The sequence below is a fragment of the Reichenbachiella sp. genome (genome assembly GCF_965223055.1).
In the GTDB taxonomy this organism is placed as follows: Bacteria; Bacteroidota; Bacteroidia; order Cytophagales; family Cyclobacteriaceae; genus Reichenbachiella.
Genome location: NZ_CBDCVM010000011.1, coordinates 37,503 through 53,480, shown reverse-complemented (window position 1 = coordinate 53,480; position 15,978 = coordinate 37,503). Strand labels below are relative to the sequence as shown.

Sequence of the window (15,978 nt, the reverse complement as noted above, 5' to 3'; positions counted from 1 at the left end):
GACTAAAGTGTGGGTGAAAAAATATTGGTAACTTAAGCGAAACCAACATCCTAAAAATGAAACCAGAATTAATAAAGAAGCTTGGCAAAAACGGATATCGAGTTTATCAGAATGAGGGTCGTTTGATCATTAGAATGAAGATTTTTGGTTCATGGGGACTATTGATACTCTTTGGGATTTTGGGCTTTACCTTTTCTATGCTGGGATTATTGATTCTTGTTTTATTTGGGAATTGGGAGGGTTTACTTGCGCTTGGGGTCGGAATAGTGTTATTGCTGGCTCCATTTTTCAATTACCTTACTGCTTCTTACCGTAGTTTGGTAATAGATAGAAATGACAAAACTATTTTGTTTAGAGCGGGACATTCCAGAGCTTATTTATTTACAGATGTGAAAGATGTGAAACTAGAAGTACAGGCTAAACAAGCTGATACAAATGCGTTTTCAGATTCTAATCAGGAATTTCACTACACCATTACTGCATATATGAATAGAGGAGACCTGGAAGAGATTGTTGCGTTGAAATTTAGAAATGAAGAAAATGAACGGTTGATGTTTGAACTCAAAGATTATTTCCAAATATTACTGTCTTAAGCTCTTGGCTGTTTTCAATATCTGAACTCCTAAACTTATAATAATAGCAATTTGCCCGTCTTGACAATTAGTGAAAAAAAGTTAAAGGTTTTTAGCCTTGCTCTATTTTTTGTTTCCTTCATATTTTTGGTCTATGCTAACTGGTATGGCATAGGCTACACTTATGATTCATTTGACTATTGGAACGCTTCTCAAAATCTCCATGATTTTTTTAACCTAAATACAATTGAAGGAAAGGAATTAAGGCGCCCACCCATATTTCCTCTTGTTTTGACTGTTTTTTCTTTTGTTGGTCGTTTTGGGCCATACCTAATGCTCTATTTTCAGTTTTCCTTTATTTGTTTCTTGTTTTGGGGTCTACTTGAGAAGCATTCAATCGATGGACCTATCCAACTCTTGGTTTTTGGCTTATTTGTTTTTTCGATCCCTGTTCATCTAGTTCATAGTTTTCTCTGGTCTGAATCTTTAGTAACGATTTGGGTCTTGTTAACCATTAAATTATTGATGGCCGATAGTAACAGGCAAAAGTATCTGCTCCTTTTGTTAGTTGGATGTTTTGGTGTTTTGACAAAAAATGGATTCATGCTCGTGGCGCCTGGAGTGGCATTGGTACTACTCAATAAGGAAAGAAACAAAAAGGGACTGTTGAAGGCATTGGGCTATGGACTTGCTTTGTATTTGGTGCATTTTTGGCTGACACGCTATTTTTCCAACTCGGACGTACATCAGGTGTTAGGTGGTAGTAGTTTTAGGTCCCTAGGTGCTCACTATTTAAATGTGATTACTGCTTGGTTTTTGCCTTTGAAATTAGATTTTCACATTCGTTTGGTAGCTGTTTTGGGTATATGGGCTGTTGGTTTTTTATTTGGACAGCCAATTAAATGGAATAGAGATCGTCAGTTGATTAATCTTTTGATTCTCTTTTTTTGTTACGTGATTCTCCGTTCGTATTATTCTCGGATTGACTATCATGAGTCAGAGCGTTATTTGAGTATTTTATTCCCGGCCTTTCTTCTTTTCGTCGCTTTGTTTTGCGATAGGATATTAAGAAATCTCAAAGCGGTTAATTTGATTCGTCTGAGAAATTTAGTCTATGCATCATTATTGTTTTGGTTCATATATTCAGCAATTAGAACAATATATAACGACGTTTTGTGGCATCAGGTAAGACAGTCTATTTAGTCATTGATTTGAATTTGAGCATCAAATTTTTTCGAGTCAGAATGAAAATCATAAATTCAGGATCTTCATGCTCAATGGTAATGAAAATGTAGCTTTCCCCTTGAGGTATCACTATCGCTCCACGCTTTCCTTTAAATCCATACCAAAGTGGTAATTTTTTATCTTTATTAATATTGATGGTCTTATCTTTTACAAATTGAAAGATCTTTTCTTTTGCTATTTCTGACATCACAGCTTCATCAGATATCAACACTTGATACAAATCTATTTTTTCATTGTAGTCGTTTTCTAGACTCAAAAACAAATCAGCTGGAGATGCAGTGCCGTCATTTGAAATGTAGAAGCCATCAGGAATATTCATACGAATCCCCAGACCTTCATTTTCATATACGGGATTTTCAAAATAATAGGGAAAAACTTGACTCGATACCGAATACTTTTTGTCCTTTAGGCTAAAGGATTGAACGTGTAAGTTCTCAATGGTTGGAGATTGATCTAAATACGAGTGACTTAATGGACTGCCAGGCTGACTCTTGAATAAGGCTATTCTCAGCGCTGCATTAGGAGAATAACTGCATGTTAAATCCTGTAACTCCCAATAATCATTAATCGCGACTTCTACCCACGTGTTGGGCATCCAGAACCATCGATCATAGTAATAACCATAAACTATTCGAACTGGAATATCAGTGGAGGAGAGCAATTCGAATAGAACCAGGTTTGGGTGGTAGTGGAGTTTCGAAAATTCTTTGATTTGATTAATTTTTTCGTTTAAAGTGAGCGTGTTTATCTCTAATGAATCTAGAATCTCATTAGCTCTGGCAGTACTGAAAAACAACTGCGCTTTGGAATGACTTTTGATTTCTGATTGATGGGAGGATTCTCTGATATTATCTAAGATTAGCACGAAAGCGTTGCTGTCTTGAAAGGTGATGTTTTGATTGTGTTGTTTGAATGGTAGGGAGGATAAACTGTCCAATCCCTCAACTTTGATTTTAGTTGAATTGATATTAATTGGGTCTGGAAATCGGATGTTGGATAGTAGATGATTTTTTTTGAATAAGTCTGACTCAAGAAATTGAGATGGACCAACTTTATTTGTTCTGATCAATCTGATCTCACCTAATGCTGACTGGCTTTTGGTTTCTACCAAGTTGAATTCACTATCAAATTTTCTGAGCGTCGATTTAGAGCCAACCGTCTCTTTTACAATTCTTAATTTATTTGCTTTTTCTATCGAAAAATCTATAAGCTCTCTGGTGACTTCGATGACTTGATTGAGTTCTGTTGAAAAAGTCTGATAACATAAACTGGATCCAATCGTGTCAAGTCTGATCTTGCTAAGTTTTCTGATTTTGTCTGGGCCAAAAATCATGGAATTGTTCACGGTGTAAAATATTGAGCTATCTGAAAGGTTGGTGAAGTGAATCGTATCTGAATCAAACTTTACTTTAAAACTTAGTGTGTCTTTTAAAATCGTTGTACAGAAAACTGATTCAAGGTGACCTGAATCTGACTCAATGAAATGGGCAGTAGAATGGAAATTTAAAGAATCATAAAGGGTGAGCAAATTGAAGTCAAGTGAAGTGAAAGTGTGAATGTTTTGGTCTACTTCTGTACTTACTCTGTAGCTACCTGCTCTATGGTTATTTACATCAACTTGGTAAGAAAATTCTTGAGCACAAGTAATTTGACTTATCGCAAGTAAGAATAAAGTGAAAGAAAGTCTGTGCATTAAAAAGTTGATTCCTATCAAGAAAACAATATAAATAAAAAAGAGCACTGATATTTCAGTGCTCTTCAATTTGAATGTTTTTTATGGCAATTTAGAATATGGTCTGAACGATGTCATTGAAGAAGGCAAATACCATCAAACTTAAGAGAATCACCATGCCGACTTTCTGTGCATTTTCTAAAAACTTATCCGATGGCTTCTGTCCTGATACAATTTCATAGGTCAAGAATACCACATGTCCACCATCTAGTGCTGGTATTGGCAAGAAGTTCATAAATGCTAAGACCATAGATAAGAGTCCTGTCATATTCCAGAATTTGTTCCAGTCCCAAGTACCGCCAAACATCTGTGCGATACGGATCGGTCCGCTTAATGATTTAGACACAGCTACATCACCAGAGAAAATTTTACCTAAGCCTTTGATATTAGCCCAAACGACATTGAAAGCCTGTGTGGTGCCAATAGGAATGGCTTCACCAAAAGAATATTCATCATGCTGATAGTTGATCAAGGGGCTTGGTTGAAAACCAATGGTTCCTTCAGGAGAAACTTTAAAAGTCAAAGTTTCGGTACTGTTGTCCGCTCTCTTTACAGTAGCTACCACATTAGAGTCTGCGTTAGAAGTTAGAATTTCTTTCAATTGATCAAAATATAAAGCGGGCTCATTGTTGATCGTTAGAATCTTGTCCTGGGCTTTTAAACCTCCATCGGCGGCAGCGGTGCCAGCGATTACCTGTCCTACTTCATAAGGGAATCTAAAAGATATAAATCGGTCTTTATACTTTTTATCGGTCAGTTTATTTAAAAACCCTTCTGGAAAAACTAAATCAAATACTGAATCCCCTCTTTGGACTTTGTATGTAGGCTGGTCTGCAAATAGCACATCCATGCTACGTAAATCTGCAAAACGATCATAGTCCTTGCCATTTACCTTTAAGATGATGTCGCCCGATTGTAAGCCAATCTCTTGTCCCAATTCATACGCCACGATTCCGTGCTTATTTAGCTCTTCTTTGGGAACATAAGAGTTGCCATTGCTATAAACCAAAAACACGAAGATGATAATACCTGTGATTACATTCACTATGATACCGCCCATCATCACAATGAGTCTTTGCCATGCTGGTTTAGCTCTGAATTCCCATTCTTCAGGTTCTGCTGACATGCTTTCCGTATCCAAAGACTCATCAATCATTCCAGAGATTTTTACAAATCCTCCTAATGGAATTGCGCCGAACGAATACTCAGTCTCGCCATATTGAAAGCCCCAGATTTTAGGGGGAAACCCGATCGAATATTTTTCTACCCTCATGCCGAATGCCTTGGCTGCAATCAAGTGGCCAAATTCGTGTACACCCACCAAAATGGATAATCCCAACAATAGTTGGGCTGTCATTATTAGTCCTTCCATCAATTAATTAATTCTGTTGCTAATATTCGAGTTTCTTTATCAGTCTCTACGTAATCTTCAAAACTTGGAGTAGAGACATACGAGATTTTATTCAGACAGGATTCCACCACATCAGACATCTCCAAAAAGCCTATACGGTCTTCCAAAAATTTTGATACCGCAATTTCGTTAGCTGCATTCAATATACAAGGCTGATTGCCTCCTTTTTTTAATGCTTCAAACGACAATGCCAGATTTTTGAACGTTTCCAGGTCTGGTTTTTCGAAAGTCAGCTGTGGATAGTCCATAAAATCAAACCTTGGAAAATCATTTTTCAGGCGGTCGGGATACGTCAGCGCATATTGAATGGGTAGTTTCATATCCGGCAGTCCCATCTGCGCTTTGATCGATCCATCTTCAAACTGTACCATGGAGTGGATAATGGATTGAGGATGTACGACTACTTCAATTTGCTCGTCCTTAAGATCGAAAAGCCATTTGGCTTCTATCACTTCCAGACCTTTGTTCATCAAACTGGCAGAGTCAATAGTGATTTTGGCTCCCATGTCCCAGTTAGGGTGTTTAAGCGCTTGTTCTTTTTTGACATTAGTCAAAAAGTTTCGATCTTTTCCTCGAAATGGTCCACCAGAGGCAGTGAGGATTATTTTTTCTATAGGGTTGGTAAATTCGCCAGTGAGGCACTGAAAAATCGCCGAATGCTCTGAATCTACTGGTAGAATGGGCACTCTTTTCTTTTTAGCTAGTCGGGTCACCAGTTCGCCGGCCACCACAAGTGTTTCTTTGTTGGCAAGAGCAATGGCCTTTCCAGCCTCAATCGCTCTAAGCGTAGGTTTCAAACCTGCATAGCCTACGAGTGCCGTGAGCACCACATCCACTTCTTCTAGTTCCGCCGCATGACATAGTGCATTTTCGCCAGCGTAAACCTTGATGTCCTCACTGTCCAAAGCATCAAATACCTTTTGGTATTTGTTTTCATTGGCGATGACTACCAGGTTGGGCTTGAACTGTCGGGCTTGTCGGATCAGTAAATCGGCATTTTCATTGGCCGTAATGGCTTCCAACTCGAAATGATCTGGATTGGCTTCTATGACTTCCAGGGCTTGAGTGCCAATGGAACCTGTGGAGCCAAGAATGGATATTTTCTTTTTCAATATTGGGTGTGTTTCCTCTTTCAAAAAGTAAAAAGCAGCTGCAAAACTATAAAGAATAGCCGAACCGAACTTTTCTAAAGTTTCAAACTTTAGAAAAGTTAATTTTAATTCGCTAAGAGTTACTTGAAAAGGACTCTGAAGCTATACTTGCAATACTCAGAGTTCTCTCCGAGTAACTCTGAGTGATGGAAATCTCCAAAGTTCTAAACTTTGGAAATGTTAGAGTCTAAGCTTAACAAGTTCATCAGCAATCTTTCGATCATTGGACAAACGAGGGACTTTGTTTTGACCACCAAGCTTACCTTGCGATTTCATATAGTCAATGAATGCGTTCTTTTTGAGTGGAATGATTTCTAACCTCTCCAAAATATTACCAGTAATTAAATCATCATAGTAGGCGTTGAGCTCTCTCAATTTTTGATCAATCGTATTTGCAAATCGCTCCATGTCCTCAGGCTGATGTCCAAATTCTACAAACCACTGATGTCGTGGTAACCCTGATTCAGGTGTGACTTGAGGTGCAACAGTGAATTCAGTGATCTCCGTTTGACCTTGCTCTGTTACTGCCGCATTCATGGCTTTTTCTACCTCCTGCCCGATCACATGCTCTCCGAAGGCCGATATGAAATGCTTGATTCTACCCGTGACTACCACGCGATAAGGGTCAGTAGAAACAAACGCGACGGTATCACCAATAGAATAGCCCCAGAGGCCGGCATTACTATTGATAATTAGTGCATAGTTGACTCCAGTTTTCACGTCGTTGATGCTGAGTCGAGTCGGATTGTCGTCGAAATATTCATCCGCTGGAATGAATTCAAAGAATATCCCTGAATCCAGTAATAGCAGTAACCCTTCCTGATCCAAGGTGTCTTGATAGGCTATGAATCCTTCTGAAGCAGGGTAGGTTTCTACAGAGTCTATGGTTTTGCCTATGCTCTCGAATAGTTTGGCTTTATAGGGCTCGAAGTTGACACCCCCATAGACAAAGAGCGAAAAGTCAGGAAATAAATCTTTGATGGCTTTGCCTGTCTTGGCAGTCAATCGGTCGAAATACATCTGCACCCACGGCGGAATGCCGGAAATGAGCGTCATGTTTTTCTGATAAGTTTCTTCTACGATTTGATCGACCTTTTGCTCCCAGTCTTCGATGCAATTGGTCTCATATGACGGCATCTGGTTGGTTCGGAGGTAGCCGGGCACATGGTGATTCACTATTCCTGAAAGTCTGCCGGTATGAATGCCATTGGTTTGCGTCATGATGGGGCTACCCGAAAGAAATATGAGATTGCCATCTAAAAATTGACTGTTACCAGAGTTATGCACATAATTCAATAAAGCATTCCTTGCGCTATTGATATGATTGGGTACCGAGTCTTTGGTGATGGGGATGTACTTGGTGCCAGATGTGGTTCCTGAAGTTTTGGCAAAGTAGGAGGGTAGCCCAGGCCAGAGCACATCTGGTTCGCCTTCTTTCACGCGATCCACATACGGTCGTAATACTTCATAGTCACCTATAGGTACAGCTTCTTTAAATTCCTGGTAGTTGCTTACGTCCTTGAATTTATGGTCTTTTCCAAATGCGGTAATGGCCGCCTTGGAGGTAATGGCCGAAAGAATTTTATCCTGCGTCTGTTTTGGGTTGGAAGCCCATTTGTTTTGTTGTTTGACGATGTATTTGGCGAATGGCTTGCTTAGTACCGATCGGATGCCCATGCTATTGGTATTTGCTTTGTACGGTTTTTAATTCTTCATCGGTCAGTGGCTGGAGACCCACTTCGATTCTTTTTTCGTTCACCGAATTTACATCTTCCAATGGAAATAGTACTGATTTATCATCTACATAATTCCACTGTGTCCCATAAACCTGGGGTTGCTTTTTGTTCACTAATATTCGGTCTTTCATGGTAGCCATTTGCGCCAGGCTTGATTCCCCTCTCTGGGCAGAGGCCTCTAGCATCGGGTAGTAACGCTCCCGGACTTGATCATTGGGTGCTTGTTGTATGGCTAGAAAGATGGAAATATTGGCTTTTTTCCCTACGACGGACGTCCCAAGCCAACCATGTTCAGTCAATACTGCTACCACATATTGCAGATGCAAGGAATCTCGAAAGCTGATCAATTGATTCAGTGAATCCATCTGATAAGACTCAAAACCGTATGCCTGAGCAACCGGCATTACCGATTCTCGGACTTCTATGCTCTGATCTACAAAATGTTCCAGTTTTTTTTGCATGCTGGAATAGTCTTGCGCTATGCTTTGGCAAGAAATAAAGCAGAGAAAGAAGATCAAATTTTTCAAGTCCAGCTCCAGTTATAGGTGTGCAAATTTTCTAGCGCGGCAACGGTCAAGTCTATAGATGCTTGTATGTCGTCTTTTGTCGGCCATTTCGATGACTTGATGCAGGTGACGGGTAGGTATAGAAATCGCTCCAGAGATTGCTCCGTTTTTTCCTTTTTGCTGAATACCTGAAGTATCCGTCCCACCAGCGACCAGGATTTCATTCTGCCATTTGATGTTGTGATCGTCGGCAGTATTTCTGAGAAAGTTGACCATTCGTGTGTCACAAATCGTCATGGCATCAAGGATTTTGATCGCTGTGCCTTTGCCCAGTTCGGTGACATATTCGTGGGGTTGAGCACCTGGTAGATCATAGGCGATGGTGGTGTCCCAAAGCAATGCCGAAATCAGGGTTGATGCTGTGGGCAGCTACATTGGCGCCACGGATGCCTACTTCTTCCTGCACTGAGAATACCGCATATACATCATGCGCATTGTTTTTTAATTGCTTTATGGCTTCTATCAGGGATGAAAACCGAAACCCGATTGTCTATCGACTTGCAATTCACGCAGTTGCCCATTTCTATCAAGTCTCTTTCTCTGGTCACTGGATCACCAACAGATACAATTTTTTCCACCTCTTCTTTAGGCATGCCCAGGTCGATGAAGTAATCTTCTTTCTTGGCTGGCTTTTCTCGCTCCGCAGGAGACATCACATGTATGGGTTTGCTACTCATTACCCCGATAATGTCTTTTTTTGCCATGGACGACCACTCGCTGTGCAGTAAAAGTTTTAGGATCGAAACCTCCCAAAGTCTGAAATCTTAGAAACCCGTTGTCATCGATTATGGTTGACAATAAACCCAATTTCGTCCATGTGTGCAGCCAGCATCACTTTTTTAGGGTTCGTCTCCTTTCCCTCTTTTGATGGTCACCAGATTACCCATGTTGTCGATGTGATATTCGTCCACATGGTTTTTGATTTCTTCTATCACCAGATTTCTGATGCGTGATTCAAAGCCAGGTGCACCGGCGATTTCACAGATGTTTTTTAGTAGTGGGGATATTGAGAGCCATACGATTTGATTAAAATTCTAAATGTGGTGCGAATTTAAGGATTGCACCTATATCTATCTAATTGCTGAAGTAATATTGGTGATTTGTAAGATAACCTACTTTAGTAGAGATAGGCTTTGGTAGGTTTGTGGGTCACAAGACCAACAAAGGCAGACATGCCATAGACATCCTTTCGGGACAAGATCAACAAAGGCCAGAAAATTTGAAAAAATTGTACGTATGAGAAGATTCGATCGAACCGACGCTCGGCTTCCACGGGATTGCTCCCAAGAATCAATTGTACAATAATTTGAAAAAATTGTGCGCACGAGAAGATTCGAACTTCCACGAGCGTAAGCTCACCACCCCCTCAAGATGGCGTGTCTACCAGTTTCACCACGTGCGCATTTCAATTGTGATGAGCCCGAATGATCGGGGTTGCAAAAATAGATTTATTCTCGAATTGCCCAAAGTAATTGTGGAGATTGTGCTTAAATTTTGGCGGTTAAAGTCTAGTTTATGCTAGGGTGTATTCAATTACATGCTAGTATCTAAATATTCTATTTCTATAACTTTGATGCCATAATAAGAAAGCAGGAGGTTCAAAGTAGCAACATCAGTTTCTAAGCTGTTGATTGTAATTTTTTTGTCATTATCAAGGTGTGATGACGTTATATTCAAATCCACCCCAGAAAAGCCTTTTCCAAGCACGCTTTATGGCATGATTTATTACAATTTTTGTATTTGATTTTGTCAGAACAATTTGCTCGCCTGTCTTGAACTTGATTTCAATACTTTTTTCTGAATAATCATTAACAACAGAATCTATTGCAATGTGCTTCCAGTATGTAATGAAGTGATTTAAGACTATTGCAGGAAGAAGAGAAAATAGAAAAATAATCATTGCTAACATCTTCCAGTCATCTGCTGGTTGAAAAAATATGAATGTTATCATACATACGATCAGAACTAATGGGAGAAAAAAACTTGAATAGGTTTGAGTATTAAGCCAAGGGTCAAGTTTAGTTGTTTTAGATGGCTTGAACTGTTCTCCGTTTTTAACCATCATCATCCTCAATTGGGGTATAAAGAGAGCGGATAAAAAGTATCAGTAAGAGTAGTTGAGTATTCATTCTACTATCTTAAATAATTCTATGATTTTGCCCAAAGTAAATGCAGATAATGTATGAAGATTTTGGGCAATGCTAAAATCCCCCTAGCCCGCTTTTTCTAAGGGGGATATTACTTGCCGCACTTGTTGCGGCATCTGCTTCTTGAACAGCTGTTGCTAAATCAGACAGGTCGCGCAACAAGTGCGCGAAGGAGGTTAAACAATCTCCCAAACCGAATCCACAAAATACTTATGGGAATCGAACAAATCCGTTTTGACTTTAAAACCAGAGGCTTTGGCCAACTGGTGAACTTGCTTGAGTGAATATTTCCTAGATATTTCCGTGTGAATAGGTTCCCACTCTGCAAAGTGGAAGGTCTGACTGTCTATTTCCACCTCTTGATCTATTTTACTGAGGAGTGCGCTTTTACATTCTCCGGTCACAGGATCATAAGTTGGGTGATGCTCAAATTGTCCTACGTCAAAATTTCCACCTAACTCTCTATTTATCCTTCTAAGCAAGTTGTAGTTGAACTCTGCGGTTATACCTTTAGGATCGTTATAAGCTAAGAGTATTTTTTTTGGGTTCTTTTTTAGATCCACTCCTATGAAAAGTAAATCACCAGGATTTAGCTTATCACTGATGTTAGATGTGAACGACTTCGCTTCATTATTGGTAAAGTTGCCAATATTGGAACCCAAAAATAGCACCACATTTCTTCGGCCATTGCTTTCCTTTAGCTTATTCAAAACCTCAAAATAATCTCCTTGTATCCCTTTAAAAGATAGGTTGGGCATTTCTTTGGTCAAGGATTTATTCAGTTGATCCAGTGCATTTTGAGAAATGTCGATAGGTACATAGTCGAATGGAACCCCATGAGTCAAAAGTTCTTTTAGCAAAACTTTGGTTTTCATACCATCACCTGCGCCGAACTCTATCAGGTTGAATGGTTTTTTCTCTGGTGAGAATAGTTGAGCTATTTCACTTTTATAGGATTCAAAGATGTCAAGTTCCGCATTTGTAAGGTAATATTCATCCATGTGCATGATCTGCTGGAAAATGGCGTCTCCTTTTTTGTCGTAGAAATATTTGGACGATATGTGTTTAGTATCAGCCGAAAGACCTTCAATGACATCCGTTAGGAATTGCTTATTCTTTACGATTTATTTCTCTATGGTTTCAAACATGTTTTGCCAGGCGAATTCCAGTGAAATGCCATTTTAATTGAGGGTGAAAAAAATTTCTATAGCTCGGTCTGATGTGATCTTTTGGAGTGGCGAATGAACCTCCTCGTAGTACGATTTGATTGATCATGAACTTTCCATTGTATTCGCCAATAGGTCCGGTTTCTGTTTTGAAGTAGGGGTAGGGTAGATAGGCCGAATTGGTCCATTCCCAGGTATCTCCGAAAAATTGAAAATGACCCTTTTCTGCCGTTTGAGTAGCTAAGGCTGCACCCTCAATAAAGTTCGCGTTTTTATGAATTGCAGATTCAAACAGGTTGCTTGCTACTTCCCATTCGAATTCGGTAGCCAATCTCATGCCTTTCCATTGTGCGAATGCTGCAGCTTCGTACTGACTGATGTGTGTTACTGGTTCGTGAAGATTGAGCTTCTGCAAACCGAAAAAAGTGTATTGAAACCACTCTCCATTAATGTAGTGCCAATGCATCGGCGCGGATTCGCTGTTTTCTTGTACCCAAGCCCAGGCTTCCATGTACCAATATTTGAAATTTTGGTAGCCTCCTGCTTCTATAAATTCTAAATACTCGCCATTGGTAACTAACCGGTCGGCTATCTCGAAATCGTGAAGATATACCTGATGAACACCAAGTTCATTGTCGAAACAAAAACCTTCTCGTTGATGTCCTATGGTATAGTTTCCCGCTGAGATGGGAAGATAATTAAGTGTTCTGCATTCGGAACTAGAGACAACTTCCTTTTTGGTATAAGCAGGAAATAGTGGATTGTTGCCAAGGATATACTTGATGTCATAAACCAATAGTTCCTGGTGCTGCTGTTCATGCTGTAGCCCAAGTTCCAATAGCTCTGATACCTTTTGAGGGATCTCGGAAAAAGTATCTAAAAAATAAGCCATTTGTTCGTCCACATAAGTTCTGTACTTGTAGACTTCTTCCGTGGTGGGACGAGTGAGATTGCCTCTGTCTGTTCTGAGCACTCGCTTACCGACACTTTCGTAATAACTATTAAAGACATAGTTGTATTCAGGATGGTAGACTTGATAGCCTTTGAAATGCTCTTCGAGTATCATCTTTTCGAAAAACCAAGTGGTATGTCCCAGGTGCCATTTCGGAGGGCTTACATCTACGATAGGCTGTACGACCATGTCTTCTTTTTCTAATGGCTCGCACAGATGAATAGATTGATTTCGGACTCTCTTATACTTATCCTTGAAATAGGAAATGGATGAAATTGACGGAGTGGTTTGGATATGGGTTGAGATAATCCTTAGAGTTTTTGGTTAACTTAAATTTATGATTTCTTACGCACATTTAGTACGAAAGTTGAACTAATTCAGAAAGACTCTACTTAATCGGTCCACCATTCAAGGAATTCAAAAAAGCTTCAAGTGCGATTTTTTCTGAATCAGAAAACTTGATGTTATCAACAAGAGAATCCTGAATTTGGTTCGAAGCATTCAGGTTTTGATAATGATTTAAAACTTCATCCAAATTGGCGAATCTGCCATCATGCATATATGGTGCTGTATATTTCAAATTTCGAAGTGAAGGAGTTTTGTACTTACCCAAATCGACAGAATCTCTAGTGATTCTAAATCTACCGGTTGTCAAGGAAAGATTCTCTGCAGAGTAAAACTGTGCTATACCGTTGTGGTGAAATTTATTATCAGTGAAAAGTGGAGGAGAATGGCAAGAGGCACAGTTTTGTTCAAATACTATTTTTCCTTGCATTTCAACTTCCGAAAATTGGGCAAGTGCCAACTGGACACTATCATATTTGGCATTCGCTGAAATCAAAGTTCGCATATATTGAGCCAACGCTCGACTGACATAAGCGGAGGAAACAGAATCGATACCAAATGCTTTGTTGAAGGCTTTTCTATAATTTTTATCTCTATTCAACTGTCCACTTAGTAGAGTTAGATCGGAACCCATTTCATCTGAGTTTGTTAGTGCGGCAAACGATAATGATTCTAGATTTTTTACTCCACCATCCCAAAAAAAAGTTTCGGACCATGCCAGATTGAATAAAGGAGGTGTATTCCTTTTTAATGCTTTGCCACTGTGCCCAAAACTGAATTTTTGAGCGTCTGAAAAAGTGAGATTCGGCTGATGACAGGAAGTACAAGAAATTTGACCCTTGGCAGATAATTTTGGGTCAAAAAATAATCTTTTACCCAAGGCAACACCCGCGCTGGTTGTTTCATTTCTTGGAGGAGAAGAAATTGGTTTTGGGAAGTGGGCTGGATAGCTAAGTTGTAATTTATTTGTAGAAATTGAGTTAGTATTACAGCCCCAGTGCATAAGTAGAATTAAAGATATTGATATGGTGCTGAGAAGTTTCAGTAGTCTTGTTCTAACAGGAAATGATGTTAAGTTAATGGAATTACAATTTCCACATGTTGACTAATTGATGAATTTAAAGTGGATTATAGTACTTATTGGTTTATATGCACTGTGCTCATGTACAGAAGGTACTCAAATAAAGGCTCCTACTCCTTTCATTTTCGTGCCACCCATTCATTTTGGGGATGGGTTTGAGCTACCTGAAGATAACTCATTCACTATAGAAGGAATTGCCTTGGGCCGAAATCTGTTTTATGAAAAAATGCTCTCAAGAAATCATCAGGTTTCTTGTGGATCATGCCATCAGCAGTCGAAGGCCTTTACCGATGGCGCAAAATTTAGTACGGGTGTGGACAAACTTTTGACTAGTAAGAGCTCAATGTCATTGGTGAATCTATTTTGGCAGTCCAAATTTTTCTGGGATGGTCGAGCTTTAAGTTTGGAAGAACAAGCACTGGAGCCCATTCAGGATCATATCGAGATGGACCTGTCGTTGGTGGAGGCCGTTGAGCGCTTGTCAAATTCAGATTTATATCGTCAGCAATTTCAGCAAGCTTTTGAATCGGATGAAATTACTCCTGAATTAATCGCCAAGGCTTTGTCTCAGTTTATAAGAACACTAGTATCATCAAATTCACGGTATGATCAATATTTGCTCGGAGAGGATGTGCTCTCTGATCAGGAAAAGCTGGGAATGGATTTGTTCTTTACGCATCCTGAGCCTACGATCGGACTGAGAGGAGGAAACTGTGGAGATTGTCATTTAAATATTCTGACTTCTGGAGATCGCACCAGCTATCGAGGATTTCATAATAACGGCATTGATACTGAAGAGGATTTAGAAAATGGACTGATGACAGTTACAGGAGAGGCTACAGACAAAGGAAAATTTAAAGCACCTAGCTTGAGAAATATTGCACTAACCGCTCCTTATATGCATGACGGAAGATTTGCAACACTGGAGGATGTATTAGAACATTACAATGAAAATGTTCGGACTAGTGCTACTTTGGATGTGTTGATTACCGACGCAACTAATAATCCAAAAAATGTGTTACCAGTAAAGCTGGGACTAACTGATACAGAAAAAAAAGCTATTATCGCATTTTTACACACCTTAACAGATCAAAAATTTATCTCTGATGAAGCATTTTCCGATCCTTTCGAAGATTAGTACAGTCATTGGCTTATGGCTAGTATTGAGTGCTTGTTCGTCAGACGAATCTGGAGGAAGTGGTTCTCTGGTATTTAATTTTACCGTGAAAGCAGATGATGAAACATTGACTTTTGGGTCAAAAAAATATGTGACCCGAAACCAGCAACAGGTTACCTTTGAGAGAATCGAATTTTATTTGAGCAATATCCAGCTCAAAAACGCCAATTCAAATATCGTCTATACTGAACCAGATAGCTATCACCTCGTGAGTTTCGATGCTGATCATCTCTCTGCTACGATAACTGTCGAAGGTGTTCCGTCAGATATAGAGATAGCGGAGCTCAATATGGCCATTGGGGTGGATGCGGAGGCCAACACATCTATTGATCATGTGGGGGATTTGGACCCTACGAATGGTATGGCCTGGGATTGGAATACAGGCTACAAGTTTTTCTTAATGGAAGGAAGATATTTTGATGAAGAAGATCCACTAGGCGAAGAAATAAAGATGCATATTGGGACAGACAAAAATTACTTTGTTATGAGTCAGTTGTTTTCTGAGCCATTCTCGATAGTTGAAGATTTTACCTTGGTTTATTCGGTAGACGCCATGGCTCCTTTTGGGACATTGGATTTAGATGAAGGCACCGTATTTATGAATGACGAACGCGGTGATCAAGTGGCTGATAATTACAAAAATGCGCTACTCCTATTAGAAGAGACCTTCGGCTTCGTAAAATAATTTGAGATAGCC

The 15,978-nt window shown here is 39.6% G+C and carries 13 protein-coding genes, 1 tRNA gene and 1 pseudogene; 4 read left to right on the top strand and 11 right to left on the bottom strand.

All coding sequences use genetic code 11. From position 1 onward, the window contains the following. Window positions 1–56 precede the first annotated feature (56 nt). A complete protein-coding gene (locus ACOQO5_RS11220; RefSeq protein ID WP_420581786.1) occupies window positions 57–593 on the top strand; it encodes a hypothetical protein in 537 nt (178 codons plus the stop codon). Window positions 594–1,097: 504 nt separating this feature from the next. After that, complete coding sequence (locus tag ACOQO5_RS11215; protein WP_420581785.1) at window positions 1,098–1,775, top strand: hypothetical protein; 678 nt, start codon at window positions 1,098–1,100, stop codon at window positions 1,773–1,775. On the opposite strand, the gene ACOQO5_RS11210 is transcribed toward ACOQO5_RS11215, so the two are convergent. The 11 genes and pseudogenes from ACOQO5_RS11210 to ACOQO5_RS11160 form a co-directional block, all read right to left on the bottom strand. Beyond that, the gene (locus ACOQO5_RS11210) at window positions 1,768–3,510 is read right to left on the bottom strand and encodes a transglutaminase domain-containing protein (RefSeq protein WP_420581784.1); all 1,743 of its coding nucleotides are present in this window, start codon (window positions 3,508–3,510) and stop codon (window positions 1,768–1,770) included. The genes ACOQO5_RS11215 and ACOQO5_RS11210 overlap by 8 nt on opposite strands. Window positions 3,511–3,601: 91 nt before the next feature. After that, entirely contained in the window at window positions 3,602–4,921 is a 1,320-nt protein-coding gene (gene rseP, locus ACOQO5_RS11205; RefSeq protein WP_420581783.1) for an RIP metalloprotease RseP, read from the bottom strand. Next, a complete protein-coding gene (locus ACOQO5_RS11200; RefSeq protein WP_420582550.1) occupies window positions 4,921–6,075 on the bottom strand; it encodes a 1-deoxy-D-xylulose-5-phosphate reductoisomerase in 1,155 nt (384 codons plus the stop codon). The genes rseP and ACOQO5_RS11200 overlap by 1 nt, the downstream gene beginning before the upstream one ends. 216 nt (window positions 6,076–6,291) lie before the next feature. Then, window positions 6,292–7,788, bottom strand: a complete 1,497-nt coding sequence (locus tag ACOQO5_RS11195) for a GH3 auxin-responsive promoter family protein (protein ID WP_420581782.1) — start codon at window positions 7,786–7,788, stop codon at window positions 6,292–6,294. Window position 7,789: 1 nt separating this feature from the next. After that, window positions 7,790–8,308, bottom strand: coding sequence for a DUF6624 domain-containing protein (locus ACOQO5_RS11190; protein ID WP_420581781.1), 519 nt, complete (start codon window positions 8,306–8,308; stop codon window positions 7,790–7,792). 62 nt (window positions 8,309–8,370) lie between these two features. Beyond that, window positions 8,371–9,420 (bottom strand): annotated as a pseudogene (locus ACOQO5_RS11185) (M42 family metallopeptidase). Between the two features lie 311 nt (window positions 9,421–9,731). Further along, window positions 9,732–9,815, bottom strand: a tRNA-Leu gene (locus ACOQO5_RS11180). Window positions 9,816–10,064: 249 nt separating this feature from the next. Further along, window positions 10,065–10,364, bottom strand: coding sequence for a hypothetical protein (locus ACOQO5_RS11175; RefSeq protein ID WP_420581780.1), 300 nt, complete (start codon window positions 10,362–10,364; stop codon window positions 10,065–10,067). 372 nt (window positions 10,365–10,736) lie between these two features. Beyond that, a complete protein-coding gene (gene egtD, locus ACOQO5_RS11170; RefSeq protein ID WP_420582549.1) occupies window positions 10,737–11,684 on the bottom strand; it encodes an L-histidine N(alpha)-methyltransferase in 948 nt (315 codons plus the stop codon). A 16-nt stretch (window positions 11,685–11,700) separates the two neighbouring features. Beyond that, window positions 11,701–12,945, bottom strand: coding sequence for an ergothioneine biosynthesis protein EgtB (egtB, locus tag ACOQO5_RS11165; RefSeq protein ID WP_420582548.1), 1,245 nt, complete (start codon window positions 12,943–12,945; stop codon window positions 11,701–11,703). A 121-nt stretch (window positions 12,946–13,066) separates the two neighbouring features. Next, on the bottom strand, window positions 13,067–14,026 hold the full coding sequence (locus tag ACOQO5_RS11160) for a cytochrome-c peroxidase (RefSeq protein ID WP_420581779.1): 960 nt from the start codon (window positions 14,024–14,026) through the stop codon (window positions 13,067–13,069). 109 nt (window positions 14,027–14,135) lie between these two features. Here ACOQO5_RS11160 and ACOQO5_RS11155 point away from each other — a divergent pair, with 109 nt between their 5' ends. Both ACOQO5_RS11155 and ACOQO5_RS11150 read left to right on the top strand, forming a co-directional pair. Beyond that, window positions 14,136–15,242, top strand: coding sequence for a cytochrome-c peroxidase (locus ACOQO5_RS11155; RefSeq protein ID WP_420581778.1), 1,107 nt, complete (start codon window positions 14,136–14,138; stop codon window positions 15,240–15,242). Beyond that, window positions 15,211–15,966 (top strand): MbnP family protein, encoded by a 756-nt coding sequence (locus ACOQO5_RS11150; RefSeq protein WP_420581777.1) that lies wholly within the window; start codon window positions 15,211–15,213, stop codon window positions 15,964–15,966. Before ACOQO5_RS11155 ends, ACOQO5_RS11150 begins: the two co-directional genes overlap by 32 nt. Window positions 15,967–15,978 lie beyond the last annotated feature (12 nt).